Source organism: Lacunisphaera limnophila (assembly GCF_001746835.1).
Classification (GTDB): Bacteria; Verrucomicrobiota; Verrucomicrobiia; order Opitutales; family Opitutaceae; genus Lacunisphaera; species Lacunisphaera limnophila.
Map to the genome: position 1 here is coordinate 3,806,859 of NZ_CP016094.1, position 17,197 is coordinate 3,824,055.

General features: G+C 67.1%; 13 protein-coding genes. 10 read left to right on the plus strand and 3 right to left on the minus strand.

Annotated features, from left to right (window positions below; all coding sequences use genetic code 11):
- Position 1 precedes the first annotated feature (1 nt).
- From Verru16B_RS16010 to Verru16B_RS16020, 3 genes are all read right to left on the minus strand, one after another.
- A complete protein-coding gene (locus Verru16B_RS16010; protein ID WP_069963227.1) occupies positions 2 to 1,591 on the minus strand; it encodes a cryptochrome/photolyase family protein in 1,590 nt (529 codons plus the stop codon).
- 6 nt (positions 1,592 to 1,597) lie between these two features.
- Entirely contained in the window at positions 1,598 to 3,064 is a 1,467-nt protein-coding gene (locus tag Verru16B_RS16015; RefSeq protein WP_069963228.1) for a cryptochrome/photolyase family protein, read from the minus strand.
- Between the two features lie 210 nt (positions 3,065 to 3,274).
- Positions 3,275 to 4,789, minus strand: coding sequence for a glycogen synthase (locus Verru16B_RS16020; protein WP_069963229.1), 1,515 nt, complete (start codon positions 4,787 to 4,789; stop codon positions 3,275 to 3,277).
- A 248-nt stretch (positions 4,790 to 5,037) separates the two neighbouring features.
- Between Verru16B_RS16020 and Verru16B_RS16025 the strand changes: the two genes are divergently transcribed.
- The 10 genes from Verru16B_RS16025 to Verru16B_RS16070 all read left to right on the plus strand — a co-directional run bounded on the left by Verru16B_RS16025 (position 5,038) and on the right by Verru16B_RS16070 (position 17,132).
- Entirely contained in the window at positions 5,038 to 7,260 is a 2,223-nt protein-coding gene (locus tag Verru16B_RS16025) for a ribonuclease R family protein (protein WP_069963230.1), read from the plus strand.
- A 172-nt stretch (positions 7,261 to 7,432) separates the two neighbouring features.
- Entirely contained in the window at positions 7,433 to 9,007 is a 1,575-nt protein-coding gene (guaB, locus tag Verru16B_RS16030) for an IMP dehydrogenase (RefSeq protein ID WP_069963231.1), read from the plus strand.
- 142 nt (positions 9,008 to 9,149) lie between these two features.
- Positions 9,150 to 9,767 (plus strand): hypothetical protein, encoded by a 618-nt coding sequence (locus tag Verru16B_RS16035; RefSeq protein WP_157772495.1) that lies wholly within the window; start codon positions 9,150 to 9,152, stop codon positions 9,765 to 9,767.
- On the plus strand, positions 9,751 to 11,262 hold the full coding sequence (locus Verru16B_RS16040) for a matrixin family metalloprotease (RefSeq protein ID WP_157772497.1): 1,512 nt from the start codon (positions 9,751 to 9,753) through the stop codon (positions 11,260 to 11,262). Before Verru16B_RS16035 ends, Verru16B_RS16040 begins: the two co-directional genes overlap by 17 nt.
- Positions 11,263 to 11,266: 4 nt before the next feature.
- Positions 11,267 to 11,890, plus strand: a complete 624-nt coding sequence (gene rrtA / locus Verru16B_RS16045) for a rhombosortase (protein WP_069963234.1) — start codon at positions 11,267 to 11,269, stop codon at positions 11,888 to 11,890.
- A gap of 195 nt (positions 11,891 to 12,085) precedes the next feature.
- The gene (locus Verru16B_RS16050) at positions 12,086 to 13,609 is read left to right on the plus strand and encodes an adenylosuccinate synthetase (protein ID WP_069963235.1); all 1,524 of its coding nucleotides are present in this window, start codon (positions 12,086 to 12,088) and stop codon (positions 13,607 to 13,609) included.
- A gap of 34 nt (positions 13,610 to 13,643) precedes the next feature.
- Positions 13,644 to 13,934 (plus strand): YciI family protein, encoded by a 291-nt coding sequence (locus Verru16B_RS16055; protein ID WP_069963236.1) that lies wholly within the window; start codon positions 13,644 to 13,646, stop codon positions 13,932 to 13,934.
- 63 nt (positions 13,935 to 13,997) lie between these two features.
- Positions 13,998 to 14,492, plus strand: coding sequence for an SRPBCC family protein (locus Verru16B_RS16060; RefSeq protein ID WP_069963237.1), 495 nt, complete (start codon positions 13,998 to 14,000; stop codon positions 14,490 to 14,492).
- Positions 14,493 to 14,670: 178 nt separating this feature from the next.
- On the plus strand, positions 14,671 to 16,437 hold the full coding sequence (locus Verru16B_RS16065; protein ID WP_069963238.1) for a SulP family inorganic anion transporter: 1,767 nt from the start codon (positions 14,671 to 14,673) through the stop codon (positions 16,435 to 16,437).
- Positions 16,434 to 17,132 carry a YoaK family protein gene (locus Verru16B_RS16070; protein WP_069963239.1) on the plus strand — a complete coding sequence of 233 codons (699 nt, stop codon included), beginning with the start codon at positions 16,434 to 16,436 and terminating at the stop codon, positions 17,130 to 17,132. The genes Verru16B_RS16065 and Verru16B_RS16070 overlap by 4 nt, the downstream gene beginning before the upstream one ends.
- Positions 17,133 to 17,197 lie beyond the last annotated feature (65 nt).

Here is a 17,197-nt window from a genome sequence, read left to right on the forward strand (position 1 = left end):
GTCAGGTAAGCGCCAACAATCCCGGTTCACCCGGCCCCACGGGTGGCACCCCGCCATTCGCCCGGATCGCCCCCGCCTGTTGCCTGATCGCCGCGAGCTCGGCCGGCTTCAGTCGCGCGAGATTTTTGACCTGCAGCGCCATGCGCGGATTCGCCGCCAGCCGTTTTTCGTGACGCTGCAGAAAATCCCAGTAGAGCGTCGTAAACGGACACGCCTCCGGCCCCGTCGCCTTGGCCGGATCAAACCGGCAGCCCGCACAATAATTGCTCATCCGCTGGATGTACTTCCCCGTCGCGACATACGGCTTCGAGGCCATGATGCCGCCATCGGCGTATTGCGACATGCCGAGCGTGTTGGGCAGCTCAACCCACTCCACGGCGTCCACATAAACGGCCAGGTACCACTCGTGCACCTTGCGCGGTTCCACCCCCAGCATCAACCCATAGAGCCCCGTGACCATCAGCCGCTGGATGTGATGGGCGTACCCGAGTTCCAGTGACTGGCGGATCGCCTGGCTGAGGCACACCATGGGTACATCCCCCGTCCAGTAGAATTGCGGCAAGGCGCCGTGCGCCTCGAGCGCATTCAACTCCACGTAACCCGGCATGGATCGCCAGTACACCCCGCGCACGTACTCCCGCCACCCGAGGATCTGCCGGATGAATCCCTCGGCCGCCGCCAACGGCACCCGTCCCTTCCTCCACGCCTGTTCTGCAGCGCCGACCACTTCCCGCGGATCGAGCAGCTTCAGGTTCATCGCCGCCGCCAACCGCGAATGATAAAGCCACGCCTCCTCGGTCCACATGGCATCCTGATACTGGCCGAATTTCTCCAACCGGTGCGCAATGAAATCCTGCAGCGCCACCCGCGCCTCCACCGTCGTCACCGGCCAGTCAAACTGGTCCAGCTTGCCCGGATGATCCGCGAACACCCGGTTCACCAGGTCGATCACCCCGCGGGTGATCGCGTCCGGCTCGAATTTCACCGGTGCCTTCAGCCCCGCCGGTCCGCCCGCCAGCAGGCTGCCCCGGTTCTCCGGATCAAAATTCCACTGCCCACCCTCCGGCTCGCCCGCCGCATCGAGCAGCACCCCGTGCTTCCGCCGCATCTCCCGATAAAAATATTCCATCCGCAGCTGCTTGCGCCCGCGCGCATGCGTGGCGAAATCCGCGCGCGTGGCGTAGAAGTGCCGGTCATCCCGCACCTCCAGCGGACACCCCGCGGCCTTCGCCGCCTGCACCAGCGCCTCCCCCACCCGCCAGTCGCCCGGCTCCGTCAGGATCAGCCGCTGCGGCTTCAGCCGCGCGATCGCGCGCGTCAGCTCCTCCGCCAGCCCGCCGCCCTTCCCGCTTTCCTCGAGCTCACGATAATGCACCGTGCGGCCGGCCGCGCGCAGCGCCTCCCGGTGATGCCGCATCGCGGACAAAAACAACGCAATGCGCGGCCGGCCGGACCACACGTGCGTGGATTCCTCCGCGACTTCCGCCATCCACACGGCGTCCTGCGCGCAATCAAAGCCGTCGAATGCCGAAGCGGCGAGGTCGAGCTGGTCGCCGAGCACCAGAATCAGATGACGAAGCGGTCGGGGCATGCGACGCTAGGGCTTGGCCCGCCGGATGGTCGCCAGCGCCGCCAAGGCCGCATCCCGCGCCTCGCCATGGTCGACCAGCGGATGCGGATAGGTCCGCCCCAAGGTCACCCCCGCGGAGGCCAGCACATCCATCGGCGCTTCCCAGGGTTGGTGGATAAACTCCGCCGGCAGCCGCGCCAGCTCCGGCACCCACCGGCGCACATAGTCGCCCTCGGGATCAAATTTCAGACCCTGGAGGATCGGGTTGAAGATCCGGAAATACGGCGCGGCATCCGCCCCGCACCCGGCCGTCCACTGCCAGCCGAGCGTGTTGCTCGCCAGATCGGCGTCCACGAGCGTGTCCCAAAACCAGTCCGCGCCGGCCTGCCAGGAGATCCGCAGGTGCTTCACGAGAAACGACGCCACGATCATCCGCACGCGGTTGTGCATCCACCCGGTCGCCCAGAGCTGGCGCATGCCGGCATCCACGATCGGGTAACCCGTCCGGCCCTGCTGCCAGGCGCGCAGTTTTACCGAGTCCTGCACCCACGGGAACGCCGCAAAATCCATCCGCAACGGCGCCTCGGGCGTGTGCGGAAAATGAAACAGCAGGTGATGCGCGAACTCCCGCCAACCCACCTCGCTCAGGAAAACCTGCGCCCCGCGATTCGGCGGAAAAACGCCGCTGCCCTTCGTTGTCGCCTTCACCGCCGCCCAGATCTGGCGCGGGCCGATGTCCCCGAAATGCAAATGCGCCGACAGCGCCGAGGTCCCCAGCACATCGGGCCGGTTGCGCCGGTCGGCATAGTCATCCATCGCCCCGGCCGTGAATTGCTTCAACCGGGACATCGCCCCCGCTTCACCCGGCGCCGCGGCTGCCGCAAATCCCCCGTCCCACGGGATCTTCGGGAGCAACCCGAGGGCCCCCAGTTCCAAGGAGCGCGGCCATGACATCGGGCTCGGCAGGTCCCCGCCTCGCAGCTTCACGGGTTCCTCCACGGCCAAGGTCAGGCAATGCTTCCAGAAGGGCGTGAAGACCTGGAACGGGGCCCCCGCCTTGTTCCGGATCGTGTGCGGCTCGAACAGCAGGGCCGAGTTGAAACTCAGGGCTTCGACGTCGAGCCCCGCTTTCAAACCCTTGTCCCGCGCAATCACCGCTGGCTCGTACCGCCGGTTCCAGTAAACCGCGTCCGCCCCCGTGGCCTTGATCAAATCGCGCAGCACCGCCCCGCTCTCACCGCGAGCCAGCACCAGGCGCGATCCGCGCGACCGCAGCGCCTGATCCAGCGCTGCCAACGAGTGATGCAACCACCACCGGGACGCGCCACCCATCGGCCACCGCCCCTCGCCGGCGTCATCCAAAATATACACCGGAATCACCGGACGCCCCCGCGTCACCGCCGCCGCCAGCGCTGGGTTGTCCTGCACCCGCAGATCCTGCCGGAACCACACAAGCGTGGCCGGCTGGGGGGTGGACGTTGCAGCGGAGGTCATTGTCTGTAAAACGATTGGGGCAACGCGCCGGACGCAATTAATGTCACGTGAGTGCACCTTCCCCAATTTGTGGGCAGCCCGCTCGCGGGCGCTTGACCGGGACGCGCCTCCCGATCGCCAAACTGTAGGGCGGGGTCGCCGAACCCCGCCTTTGTTCGATCGCGGTATCACCCTCAAGTCGGGGTTCGGCGACCCCACCCTACACCCCGATCACAGCGCGTTCGTGTAAAGCTCCTCGTACGCGGCGACCGCCGTCTTCCACGAAAAATCCCGGCGCATCGCCCGGCGCTGGACGTCCGCATACTTCACCGGATCCGCATAGAGCGCGAGCGCCCGCCGCAACGCCTGGTTGAAGGCTTCCTGCGTGGGCGGGAACATGATACCCGTGCCCGCCTCCGGCGAGGCGTCCACATCCACCACCGTGTCCACCAACCCGCCCACCCGCGACACCAGCGGCACCGTGCCGTAGGTCTGGCTGTACATCTGGTTGAGCCCGCAGGGCTCGAACAGCGAGGGCATCAGGAAAAAATCCGACCCCGCCTCGACCAGGTGGCTCATCGCCTCGTCTAGGCGCACACACACCGCGATCTTGCCGGGATGCCGTGCCGCCAGCGCGCGCACCGCGTCCTCGTAGCGTCGCTCTCCGCCGCCGAGCACCACCAGGCGACAATCCTCCGTGGCAAAAAAATCCTCGGCCCCGAGCAGCAGGTCGAGGCCCTTGCTCACGGTAAAGCGGCAGACCATGCCGAACACCGGCCCCTTGAACCCGCCGTTCGCTGGCGCGGCCACCGGCAGCCCGGGATTCGTGTTGCCGGCGCGGCGCTTGGCCGCCGGCGGCTTCGGACTCCACCCGAATTCCTGCAGCAGCCGCTCCCGGCACAGGGCCTTGCCGGCCATGTTCTCGACGCTGAACTGCGCCGGCAGGCTGGCATCCGTCGCGGGATTCCACACCGCCGTGTCGATGCCATTGATGAAACCGTGCAGGTCCGCGAGGCGCGTGCCGATCACCCCGTCCATGCCGTTGCCAAACTCCGGGGTCTGGATCTCCTGCGCGTAACGCGGGCTCACCGTGGTCACCAGGTCGGCGAAAACGATCCCGGCCTTCATCATACACATCTGGTCGTAGTACTCGAGGCCGTCGATCGACAGCAGCTCCTCCGGCAGGTTGGCCAGCGCGAAGGACTTCCGTGGAAAGATGCCCTGGTACGCGATGTTGTGGATCGTGAACACCGTCTTGAGCGCGAGCGTCGTGCCGTAGCGTTGCTCGGCGTCGCGCAGGAACAGCGGCAGCATGCCCGTCTGCCAGTCATGACAGTGGACGATGTCGGCCTTGAAATCCGTCAGGCGCAGCAGCTCGGTCACGGCTTTCTGGAAGTAAATGAAGCGCGCGTCGTTGTCGTCATAGTCCCGCTCGCCCGTCCAGTACGGCAGCTTGCGGTCGAAGAATTCCTCCCGCCCGATGAAATAGATCGTCAGCCCCGCCCGCGGGCTGAGCGTGTACACATCACCGGGCAGAAACGAGTCGCCCATCTCGATCTTGAGCCGGTGCGACAGCTCGGCCCCCTTGAAATGCGGGCCGTCCAACACCGAGCGGTAACCCGGCATGAAGAGCGCCACCTCATGACCGCGTTCGGCCAGTACTCCGGTCAGCGCCGCCACCATGTCGGCCAGGCCGCCGGTCTTGAGGTAGGGAAACACTTCGCTGGCGGCGTGGGCAATTCGCATGTTGCAACCCTACAACCCCATGCGCACGGTGCGACTAGAAAAATGCTGCTTTTGCTCCCGTCCGTTCATCAGCACGCTTCTGCTCCGGCCGACTGGCCCCGGCTTTTCTTGAGCATCGGCAACCGATGCCGTGCAGTTCGGTCAATGAGGGAGGGGCTTTGCGCCCCGACCCGAACCACGTGCCGGCCGCGCCCTGTCTAACTCACCTTTTTTCCCTTTTACCCACGCCCGCTGGCATCCCTGCCGCCATGAAAAACCATTCCGAAAGACTCTTCGCCCACCTCTCCCGCAAGCAATACGTCCCCGTCCCCGCCGCGGTCATCGCCAAGGAGTGGAAACTCGACAAGAAGCGCCGCGTCGCCTTCTTCGCCGAGATCGCCCAGCTCGTGCGCTCCGGCCAGCTCACGCTCATCAAGAACGACCGCGTCTGCCTGCCCAAGGTCGCCGACCTCGTGACCGGCACGATCAACTTCCGCCAGAAGGGCTCCGCCATGGTCGCCCCCGAGGTCCGCGTCACCGAGCCCCGCAAGCCGGCCATCTACATCGACGCCGCCGACACCGGCACCGCCCTCCAGGGCGACAAGGTCGTCGTCCGCCTCCGCTCCCCGCGCGAGCGCGACTTCCCGTTCTTCCTGAAACCCGGCGAGCAGGCCGGCCGCGTCATCGAGATCATCGAGCGCGGCGCGGCCACCCTCACCGGCACGCTCCACCGCGGCCGCACCTATTTCTACGTCACCCCCGACGATCCCCGCATCCCCCACGACATCATCGTGCCCGACCCCGCCGCCGCCGGTCTCAAGCCGCCCGCCCTGGTCGGCGACAAGGTCGTCGTGAAACTCAACGAGTGGAAGGAGCGCCACCAGGCCCCCGACGGCGAGGTCACCCAGCGTCTCGGCCGCGCCTTCGAGCCCCGCGCGGAACTCGCCGCGATCTACCACAAATACAATCTGGCGACTTCCTTCCCCGATCCCGTCGTCCGCGAAGCCGCCGCCATCCTGCCCGAGGTCCAGCCCTCCGACCTCGCCGGCCGCCGCGACTTCCGCGATATCCCGACGTTCACCATCGACCCCGACGACGCCAAGGATTTCGACGACGCCCTCTCCATCGAATACCTCGACCACGGCGAGATCCGTGTCGGCGTGCACATTGCCGATGTCAGCCACTACGTGAAGCCAGGCACTGCCCTCGACAAGGAGGCCCAGCTCCGCGGCAACTCCACCTACCTCGTCGGCACCGTCGTACCCATGCTGCCGGAGAAACTCTCCAACGGCCTCTGCTCCCTCGTCGAGGCCAAGGACCGCCTGACCAAGGCCGCGATCTTCACGTTCAACCGCCACGGCGCCATCAAGACCGTCGAGTTCGCCAACACCGTCATCCGCAGCCGCAAGCGCCTGACCTACAAGCAGGCCTACGCCCTCATGTTCGAGGACGACCTGAACAAAATCCGCCAACTCCCCCTGCCCGGCGCCCACCAGACCGGCTCCACCGGCCGCGCGCTCAACGAACTTTCCCACACCGAGCTGACCGACCTCCAGACCTGGGTCCGCCAACTCTGGGCCATCGGCTCGAAAATCCGCCAGGCCCGCATGGCCGACGGATCCCTCGACCTCGACATGCCCGAGACCAAGATCTTCGTCGACGCCGAGGGCTACGCCGACCGCATCGAGAAGATCGAGAACGACGAGAGCCACCAGCTCATCGAGGAATACATGCTTCTCGCCAACGAGGCCGTCGCCCGCCTCACCCGCACCAACCGCCTGCCCTCGCTCTACCGCGTGCACGACGACCCCGACGAGGCCCGCCTCGGCGAACTCCGCCAGTTCCTCATGACGTTCAACGTGAAGTCCGGCGACCTCATGAACCGCGACGAGGTCGTGCGCCTGCTCGCCACCCTCAAGCACCACCCGCAGGGCTTCGTCCTCCGCACCCAGCTCCTCCGCTCCATGCGCAAGGCCTGCTACCGGCCCAGCCACGACGGCCACTACGGCCTGAACAAGAAGGACTACACCCACTTCACCTCTCCCATCCGCCGCTATGCCGACCTTGTCGTGCACCGCGTCCTCGGTGCCTGGCTCGCCAAGCAGCCCGGCTACCGCGCCACACACACCGATCAGCTCGCCGAGCACCTCAGCCTCACCGAGATCAATAGCACCGAGGCCGAGCGCGATTCCGTGAAGGTGAAGCTCATGGAGTACTTCGACCGCGAGGCCGAGCGGAAGAAAAAGACCGTCTTCAACGCCATCATCACCGACGTCCGCAACCACGGCTTCTTCATCGAGCTCTCCGACGCCGGCGCCTTTGGCATGGTGCCCATCTCCTCCCTCCGCGACGACTTCTACGTCCTCAACGGCCCCGGCACCGCCTTCATCGGCCGCAAAACCAAGCGCAAGTTCGAGCTCGGCCATACCATCCAGGTCATCGTCGCCAAGGTCGACCGCCAGAAACGCCTCATCGACTTCACGGTCCCGTAAACTCCCTGTGGGCCAGCTCGCTCGCTCGCACTCTTCGCGGTTAACTCCTGCCATGGATGCATTTTGCTCGGGGTGACTCAGGTCCAGCCGAGGTAAAATCCACCACGCCCGGAACCGCCCCCAGTTTTTGTTTGAGCTTCATCCCGGCGGGAGTATTTCGTTCATGGCAACGATGCCTAAGCCTGTTGCCAAAACCACGAGCGATTCGGAGTATTACCTGCCCGCCGAGCGCTTCTTCCCCGCCAATCTGCCGAGCGCGCTGACCTTCGACGACGTCTCGCTCGCCACGCTCTACTCCGAGGTCCTGCCCAAGGATACCGATCTCTCGACATCCCTCTCCGAGCGCCTGCCCCTGCAGATCCCGATCATCTCGTCCGACATGGACACCGTCACCGAGTCGCGCATGGCCATCGCCATGGCCCTCAACGGCGGTCTTGGCCTCATCCACTACAATCTCCCGGCCAAGGAACAGATCAAGGAGGTCGCCCGCGTGAAGCACCACGTCCACGGCCTCATCCAGGACCCGATGACGGTGAAACCCACCGCCACCATCGCCGATGTCCTCGAGATGATCGATCTCCGCCGCTTCGACTTCCGCACCTTCCCCGTCGTCGACGAGGCCGGCAAGCTCGTCGGCCTGCTCCCCGGCAACGTCGTCCGCGAGCGTTACAAGGCCCTCAAGGTCGCCGCCGTGATGACCCCGCGCAAACAGCTCCTCACCGTCGAGGAGAAGCGCATCGCCAACGACCCCATCAAGGTCGCCGACCGCTTCTTCACGGAGAACATCGGCATCCACAAGATCCTCGTCGTCGATGCCGCCGACCGCCTCCGCGGCCTCATCACCAGCTCCGACGTCGAACGCATCACCGGCGAGGCCAAGTCCCGCCGCAAGCCCGCCCGCGACGCCCATTTCCGCCTCGTCGTCGGCGCCGCCATCTCCCCGGTCCGCACGCCCGACGGCAAGCTCGACCGCGACCGCATCATCGCCCACGTCGGCGAGCTCATGCAGGAGGCCGTCGACGCCGTCGCCATCTCCACCGCCCACGGCCACACGGCCGGGGTCGGTGACATGGTGAAACTCATCCGCGGCGAATTCAAGGATCTGACCATCATCGCCGGCAACGTCACCAGCGGCGAGGGCGTGGAGTTCCTCGCCCGCTGTGGCGCCGATGCCATCAAGGTCGGCCAGGGCCCCGGCTCGATCTGCACCACCCGCATCGTCGCGGGCGTCGGCATCCCGCAGCTCACCGCCCTGCACGCCGCCGGCCGCGGCGCGGCGAAGAAGGGAGTCCGCCTCATCGCCGACGGCGGCATCACCAAGTCGGGCGACATCGTCAAGGCCCTCACCCTCGCCGACACCGTCATCCTCGGCGGCCTCCTCGCCGGCTGCCGTGAGGCCCCGGGCGAGATCATGGAAATCTCGGGCAAACTCTACAAACAGTACCGCGGCATGGGCTCCCACGCCGCCATGAAGGCCGGCTCCGCCGCCCGCTACGGCCACGACAAAAATGACGCCGTCCGCAAGGTCGCCGCCGAGGGCATCGAGGCCCTCAAGGAAGTCTCCGGCTCGGTCGACGACGTCCTCGGCGCCCTCATCGGTGGCGTGCAGAGTGGTATGGGCTACCTCGGGGCGAAGAACCTGCCCGAGCTGCGCCAGAAGGCCCGCTACATCCGCGTGACGCCCGCCGGCCAGAAGGAAGCCTCGCCGCACGACGTGATCGAGGTCGCCACCCGCAGCGGCGGCTGAGCCGGGATTGGACGGTAGGGCGGGGTCTCCGCACCCCGCCTGCACGGCGCTGGCCGTCCGCCGCCGGGTTCGCATTTGCCAAACTTGCGCCTTCGCGTTGTTTTAACGCAACCAAGTCCGCGCGCCCTTTTCTCACCTCCCCATGAAGTGTAGCCGATTATCCCTCCTGCTGGTGGTACTCACGCTGCCGGGATTATTTTCCTTGGCCCGGGGCACGACCATCATCGCCCCCGATTTCGACCAGCTCGTCAACTCGGCCGACTACGTGGTCCGCGCCACCGTCAAGTCCGTCACCTCGGAGTGGCGGCAGAACCCCGACAACCCCCGGAAGCCCTACATCGGCACCCAGGTCGAACTCGAGGTCCTGGAGGTCATCAGCGGCACCCCGCCTTCGCCGCTCATCCTCGACCTCGTGGGCGGTCGCATCGGCGACAAGCAGCTCGTGGTCGACGGCGCGCCCCGCTTTGAGCCTGGTCAGGAAAGCATCCTCTTCATCCAGGGCAACGGACGCCAGATTGTGCCGCTGGTCGGCATGAAACACGGCCACTACCCCGTGCGCCGCGATCCGCGCACCGGCGACAACCAGGTCATGCGCAGCGGCGGCAAATTCCTCTACCACGAGGCCGAGGTCGCCCTGCCCACGGCGGCCGCCAGCGCCGCCCCCGCCCGCGACCCGCGCGCCCGGCCGCTCAACACATCCGAGTTCGCCACCCGCATCCGCTCCCATGTCAAGCCGCACGACCGTGAGCGCCATCAGTAACCCACTGCGCCGCGCCGCCCTGCCCCTCTTGCTGCTAAGCGCGGTCTCGGCCGCACTGGCCTTCACCTTTACGCTGAACAAAACCAGCCCGCCCCCCAACGGCACCGGGCTGCCCTTGAAATGGCCCGCCGGCACCATCCGGCTCCGCCTGCTCCTCGGTGACGCCGCCACCCTCGCCGATGGCTCCAGCTACAATCAGAGTGCCCGCGCCGCCGCGCTCACCTGGAACGCGGTACTCGGCTCCGCCCAGTTCCAGACCGAGACCGCCACCGGCAACCCGGTCGCCGACAACGAGGTCAACGAGCTCGCATTCGGCTCCACGATTTACGGACGCGACTTCGGCGGCACCACCCTCGCCGTCACCACCGGCTACAGCACCGGCAACGAGCGCATCGAGGCCGATATCATCTTCAACACCCGCTACTCCTGGGATTCGTACCGCGGCAACGCCCGCTTCAACGGGAACACCCTTCTGCCCGACATCCAGCGCGTCGCCCTGCACGAACTGGGTCATGTGCTTGGCCTCGACCATCCCGATGAGGCCGGCCAGTCCGTCCCCGCGATCATGAACAGCACCATCGACAATCGCGATCAGTTGGCGAGCGACGACACCGAGGGCGCTCAATCCCTCTACGGTCCACCGGGCGCCCCCGCCAACGACAACTTCAGCAACGCCATCGTCCTCCGCCTCGGCAACACGCGCACGCTTGCCGTCAAGGGCTACAACACCAACGCCACCAAGGAAACCGGCGAACCAAGCCATGCCGATGATGGCGGCACGAATCCCAAGCCCAATCCCGGTGGTCGCTCCGTCTGGTGGCGCTGGACCTCGCCCGCCGCTGGCGGGGTCACGCTCGACACCCGCGGCAGCTACTTCGACTCCCTCCTCGGCGTTTACACCGGCACCAGCCTCGGCAGTCTGACCCGCATCGCCAGCAGTGACGACATCAACCCCGGCGTGGTCCAGGCCAGCACCGTCACGTTTAACGCCACCGCGGGCACCACCTACCAGATCGCCGTGGACGGTTTCAACAATGACGACGGCCTCGGCGCGGACAACGCCGGCATCACCCTGAACCTCACCTTTGACGGCGAGCTTGGCTCCGCCCCCGGCATCACCACCCACCCCGCCGACGCCACGGTCACCCGCGGCGGATCCGTGTCGTTTTCCGTCACCGCCACCGGTACCGCCCCGTTGGCCTACCAGTGGTTCTTCGGAGACAGCCCCATCGACGGCGCGACCAGCGCGACCTACTCGCTTTCCAACGTCACCGCGTCCCAGGCTGGAGCCTACCGCGTGACCGTGAGCAACGCCACTGGCCTCGTCACCAGCAACACGGCCACACTCACGGTTAACACCCCCGCACCCGCCCCGGCCCCGCCCGGCGGCGGAGGAGGCGGTGGCGGCGCCCCCAGTCTGGCCTTTATCGCCCTGCTCGCCGCCCTCGGAATCACACGGTTTTGCCTAAGTCGCCATTCGGGACCCTGCCGCTGAGTCCATGTCCGGCTCGCCCGCAAAAACTCCGGTCGCAGAACTCCAGACTCAGGTCCTTCTCCGCCCCGCCACCTTTCTCTTCGCGCTGCTGGCCCTTGTCGTGCAACTCGTGCCCGCCTGGCGGGCCGGCCTGCTGTATGACCGGCCGGCGCTCGCCGCCGGCGAACTCTGGCGGCTTTGGACCGGCCATCTCGTGCATTTCGGCTGGCCCCACTTTCTCGTCGACGCCGGTCTGCTGCTCATCGTCGGCTGGTTTGCGGAGTCGCGCCACCCCGCCTTTACGCGCCTTGGCCTGTGGCTGATGCCCGCCTTCGTCTCCGGCTGCCTGTACGCCTTCGAGCCGGCCATGCTCCGCTACGGTGGACTGAGCGCCTTGAACCTCGGGCTGCTCGTCTACGTGGCCGCGCAGGGCTGGCGCCGCGACTGGACCGACTGGTTCTGGCCCGCCGTCCTGCTCGCCTACGTCGCGGAACTGTTTTTCGAGCATTACCGCGGGGGCACCGGCGGCGGCACCATCCGCTTCGACGACCCTGGCATCCGCGTCGCCACCGGCGCCCACCTCGCCAGCGCCGCCTACGCCCTCCTCGCCCTCGGCGCCTCGCGCCTCCGGCCCCGGCGCACCCTGTAGCCGCGGTCGCTCACCCCGGTCCGGCGCGCCACGCCGCCCTGCCTCACCAACCCAAGGTTAGCAACCCCGGCCGGAAGCGGCCATAGTCATCCCTGCGCCTCCCTGCGCCACCGCATGACTCAATTTGCCGTTGCCGCCCTGTCCTCCGTCCTCTGTTCTGCGATCTCCGACTCCCGAACACCGTAATCCGACCCGATGCCCCTCTCTCCTTTCCGCAGCCAGCTCATCGCCGATGTCGGCATCTCCTTCGGTGACGAAGGCAAAGGCCGCCTCATCCCCGAGGTCATCGAGGAGCTCCGCCCCACCCCGGCCTCGGTCTCCGTCGTCTTCAAGGTCAACGGCGGCTCCAACTCCGGCCACACCGCCGGTGGCCTGAAGCTAAATCTCCTGCCCGCGGGCGTCGTCGCCCAGGCCGTCCCCCACCTCGGCATCGGCGCGGGCGTCGTCGCCGATCCCCGCAAGTTCCTCTGGGAAGGCCGGCCGCTGGAGCAGAAGGGTTACGCCATCTTCTCCCGCCTCGTCATCGACGAGCGCACCCTGGTCACGGACCTCAGCCACCGCCTCCTCGACCTCGCCTGGGAGGATTACCGCGTCAACGTGCTCCAGGAGGAGGCCCGCGGCTCCACCGGCCGCGGCATCACCCCGGCCTACCAGGACGAAACCGGCCAGTGGCAGATCACCTTCGCCGATTTCCTCGGCGGCCCGAATTTCTTCGCCCGCAAGCTCGCCGCCCGCGCCGAGCGCGCCTGCCGCACCATCCAGCACGTCTGCCGCGTCAACGGGGACACGTGGAACAGCTTCTTCGCCAAGCTCACCGCCGCCGAGACCAAGGCTAACGCCGAGGCGGTCCAGCTCGGCCTGTTCGAGGCGGCCGAATTCGACTTTCACCAGTTCATGGGGCCCACCCCGTTCACCCTGAACATCCCCCAGCTGACCGCGGTCTACTGGGAGGCTGGCCAGGCCCTCCGCGCCAATATCGGCGAGCTGCGCGAGCTGGTGCTCCGCGAACTCGCCGCCGGCCACAGCATCATCGGCGAATTCGGCCAGTCCTACTGGCTCGACAAACGCCACGGCTACTCGCCCAACGTCACCGCCTCCCACACGTTCACACCTGAGTTCTTCGAGAGCGCCGGCATCCCCGTGCAGCCGATCCACACCTTCGGCGTCGCCAAGGCCTACGACACCAAGGTCGGCACCCACACCTTCCTCACGCAGATGCCGGACGACCTCCCGCTCTGCCAGAGCCTCAAGAAGCTGGAATTCGGCGTCACCACCGGCCGCCAGCGCATGGTCGGCTGGTACGACGCCGTCGAGAAGGGCGACGCCCTGCGCTACGGCGGCTACCAGGACCTGATGATCAACAAAATCGACGCCCTCTCCGGCGCGACCGAGTTGCAGATCTGCACCGCCTACGCCGACGCCAGCGGCAAACGCTACGGCCACGTCCCCCGCAACGAGGCCCTGCGCAAGACCCTTCATCCCGTCTACTCGAAGCATGCCGGCTGGGCCGAGGACATCTCCGGCGTCCGCCACTTCGCCGACCTGCCCCGGAATGCGCAGCGTTACACCGCCGCCATGGTCCGCAGCCTCATCGCCGTCGCTTATCCGGACAAACTCCCCGCCGTCCTCCCCAACCTCCGCTACCTCGGCGTCGGCCCCGACCCCTCCCAAATCATCAAGGACGTCCCGGCCACCACCGAGCTCCTGTCGTTGGCCTGACCGGTCGCGTCCGGCGACGCAGCTGCCTCATCCCGTGAACGAATACATTGTACTGATCCAGGACAACGAGAAGTCCGCCGCCGTCCCGGAGTCGTGGGATCGTTTCTTTCAGGCCGCCCGGGCCAGCGGCCTGTTTCAGGGCGGTAGCGAAATCGGCCGGCGCGAGATAGTCGGCGACCCGCAGACCGCCCTTTCGACGAAGCACGTCGTGGGGTACATGCGTTTTGACGCCCCGGACAAATCCCGCCTCCTGGATCTGCTCCAGCTTCATCCGGTCGTGCTCGCGGGTGGTTCCATCGAGCTGTGCGAACTGCCCCGTTCATGAAAAATCCCGGGCCCGCCCTTGGCGTGCGGCCACCGCCGGGCTGATGCCGCGACCACCTCGCCCATGCCCCGCATCGAACTTGAGCTCCTGATCCGCGCGCCGATCCAGATCGTGTTCGATCTGGCCCGCAGCATCGACGCCCATCAGGCCAGCCAATCGCAACACGCCGAGCGCGCCGTGGCGGGCCGGACCACCGGCTTGATCCAACTCGGCGAATCCGTCACGTGGGAAGCGGTGCACCTCGGGGTGCGCCAGCGGCTCACCAGCCGGATCGTGGCGATGACGGCCCCGCTTCACTTTCGCGATTCCATGGTGGCCGGGGCGTTTCGACGCTTCGATCATGATCACCTCTTCGCCACCGTGCCGGGTGGCACGCGGATGAGCGATGTCTTCGATTACACTGCCCCGCTCGGGCGGCTCGGGCGCCTCGCCGACCGGCTCTTCCTGCAGCGCTACATGACGCGGCTGCTGGCGGCGCGCAACCAGACCCTGAAGCAACTGGCCGAGAGCGGCGACTTCGCCCGCTACCTCCCGCCGCCGTCCAGCGGCAAAATCTGAAGGGTGGCCCGCTTCATCTTGTAGCCGCTCGGGGAGGCGGACCACCCACCCTCACCCAGTCATCAGGGATTGACTGATAAAGCCTATTAGCCCTCCAACGCCTTCATGGCCGTCCTGACACAAGGGTTGTATGCCGGGGGGCTTCGTTGCAAACTTCCGCCATGTGCCCCGGCCCGCCATGAGCAAACCTGACTCCACCGGCCTCCGGCCCACGGCGGCTTTCAAGTTTCGCCCGCGCTTCCTCGCGCTGCTGCAACAAGGCTACACCCGCCAGCAGGCGGTGACCGATGTGTTCTCCGGCATGACCGTGGGGCTCATTGCCCTGCCCCTCGCGCTCGCCCTGGGGGTGGCCAGCATCCCGGCGGGTGTCCTGACGCCGTTTCCCGCCCCGGCGATCGGTATCTTCACCGCCATCATCGGCGGTTTCATTGTCTCCCTGCTCGGCGGCAGCCGCGTCCAGATATCCGGCCCGACCGCCGCCTTCGTCACCGTCATTCTGCTCGTGGTGGAGAAACATGGCTATGACGGCCTGCTCCTCGCCACCGTTATGGCCGGCATCATCCTCGTCCTCATGGGGGCCAGCGGCCTGGGCACGCTGATCAAATTCATTCCCTACCCGGTCACCAGCGGCTTCACCACCGGCATCGCCGTGGCCATCATGCTCGGCCAGGCGCCCCAGTTTCTCGGCCTGCGCGGCGCGGAGGCCGTCCCGAGCGAGTTCGGGGAAAAAATCCCCTGGATCTTCGCCCATCTCCCGGCGCTCAACCTGCCGACCCTGCTCATCGCCACCAGTTGCGCGCTCTTCATCCACCTCTGGCCCAAATACCGGGCCCGCCTCCACGCCGAGCGCATCCCCGGCGCCATCATTGCCATGGTTGTGTCGGCCGTCGCCGTCCTCTGGCTCGGCTGGGCGCAGTCCGCCGGCGTGGCCACAATCGGCACCCAGTTCGGCCCCGACGCCATCCCGCACGGCCTGCCCCCCTTCGTCTGGCCGGAAATCAGCCTCAGCCGCATCCGCGACCTCATCGGTCCCGCCACCACCATCGCCGTGCTCGGCGCCATCGAGTCGCTGCTCTCCGCCGTCGTCGCCGACGGCCTCATCAACGACCGGCACGATTCCAACACCGAGCTCATCGCCCAGGGTGTGGCCAACATCGTCTGCCCGTTCTTCTGCGGCATGCCCGTCACCGGCGCCATCGCCCGCACTTCCGCCAACGTCAAGGCCGGCGGCCGCACCCCCGTCGCCGGCCTGGTCCACGCCGTCACCCTGCTGCTCATCGTCCTCTTCTTCTCCTCCTACGCCCGGTTTGTCCCGATGGCCGCCATCGCCGCCGTCCTGGTGATCGTCGCCTTCCGCATGGGCGAATGGCACGAACTGCGCCGCCTCCACCGCATGCCCCGTAGCGACGCCCTCGTCCTCCTCACCACCATGGGACTCACCGTGGTCTTCGACCTCGTGATCGCCGTCGAGGTCGGCCTCATCCTCGCCGCCATCCTCTTCATCAAGCGCATGGCCGAGACCACCGAGATCGCCCAGGTGACCGACCGCGACGAGTTGGAAACCACCGAGCAGATCGCCCACGGCAAGGCCATCCCCGAGGGCGTCGTGGTCTTCCGGATCTTTGGCCCGTTCTTTTTCGGCGCGGCCGAGAAGATGGAGGATGCGCTGCAGCGTGTCGGCACCCTGCCGCGCGTGCTCATCCTCCGTATGCAGCTCGTGCCCGCCATGGACGCCACCGCCCTGAATGCACTCGAGAGCATCGTGGAGCGCATGCAGGCCGCCGGCGGCACCGTCATCCTCAGCGGTCCCCACCGCCAACCCCTCGACATGATGGTGCAGGCCGGCTTCATCGAGAAGCTCGGCCGCCGCAATATCCGCGCCCACTTCGACGCCGCCCTCGTCCGGGCCCGCGAGATCCTCGCCTCCCCTGCCTCCCACCCATGATCCGCCATCAAACCCCCGCCTGGGTCTACTTCGGCGGCCTCACGCTCGCCACCATCGCGGGCACGATCAATTCCGTCGGCTTCCTCGGCCAGCACCACCAGGCCCTCAGCCACATGACCGGCACCGTGACCGTGCTGGGCTATGAGCTGGCCCGCGCCGGCTACGGGGTGGCCCTCCACGCGCTCGCCATTCTCACGGCGTTCTTCCTCGGCTGCCTCGTCAGCGGCGCCCTCATCCGCCAGAGCTCACTGCGCCTCGGCCGCCGCTACGGGGTCGCCCTCTCGGTCGAGTCCGTCCTTCTGCTGGCGGCGGTTTATTTCCTGCGCCGGGGCGCCAATGTCGGTGACTACCTGGCCGCCGCGGCCTGCGGCCTCCAGAACGCGATGGTCAGCACCTACAGCGGCTCCACCATGCGCACGACCCACATCACCGGCATGGTCACCGACCTCGGCATCGCCTGCGGTCACTTCCTGCGCCGCGCCGAGGTCGACTGGTTCCGCTTCCGCATCTATGGCGTTCTCCTGCTCGGTTACTTCGCCGGCGCCGTCCTCGGCGGCATCGGCTACGGCCAGTGGGGTTACGACACCCTGCTCTTTCCCGCCGTACTCAGCGGCGTGACCGGGGTCGGCTACACCGCCATCAAGCACTACGAGCGCCGGCGCCACGCGCACGCCAAACATCCCGCCGGCCCGTAGCGGTTAGAGGTGGAACCTGACCTTCATCCTTCGCCCAGCCTTCGGACGACAGGCCGGGCCGGTTG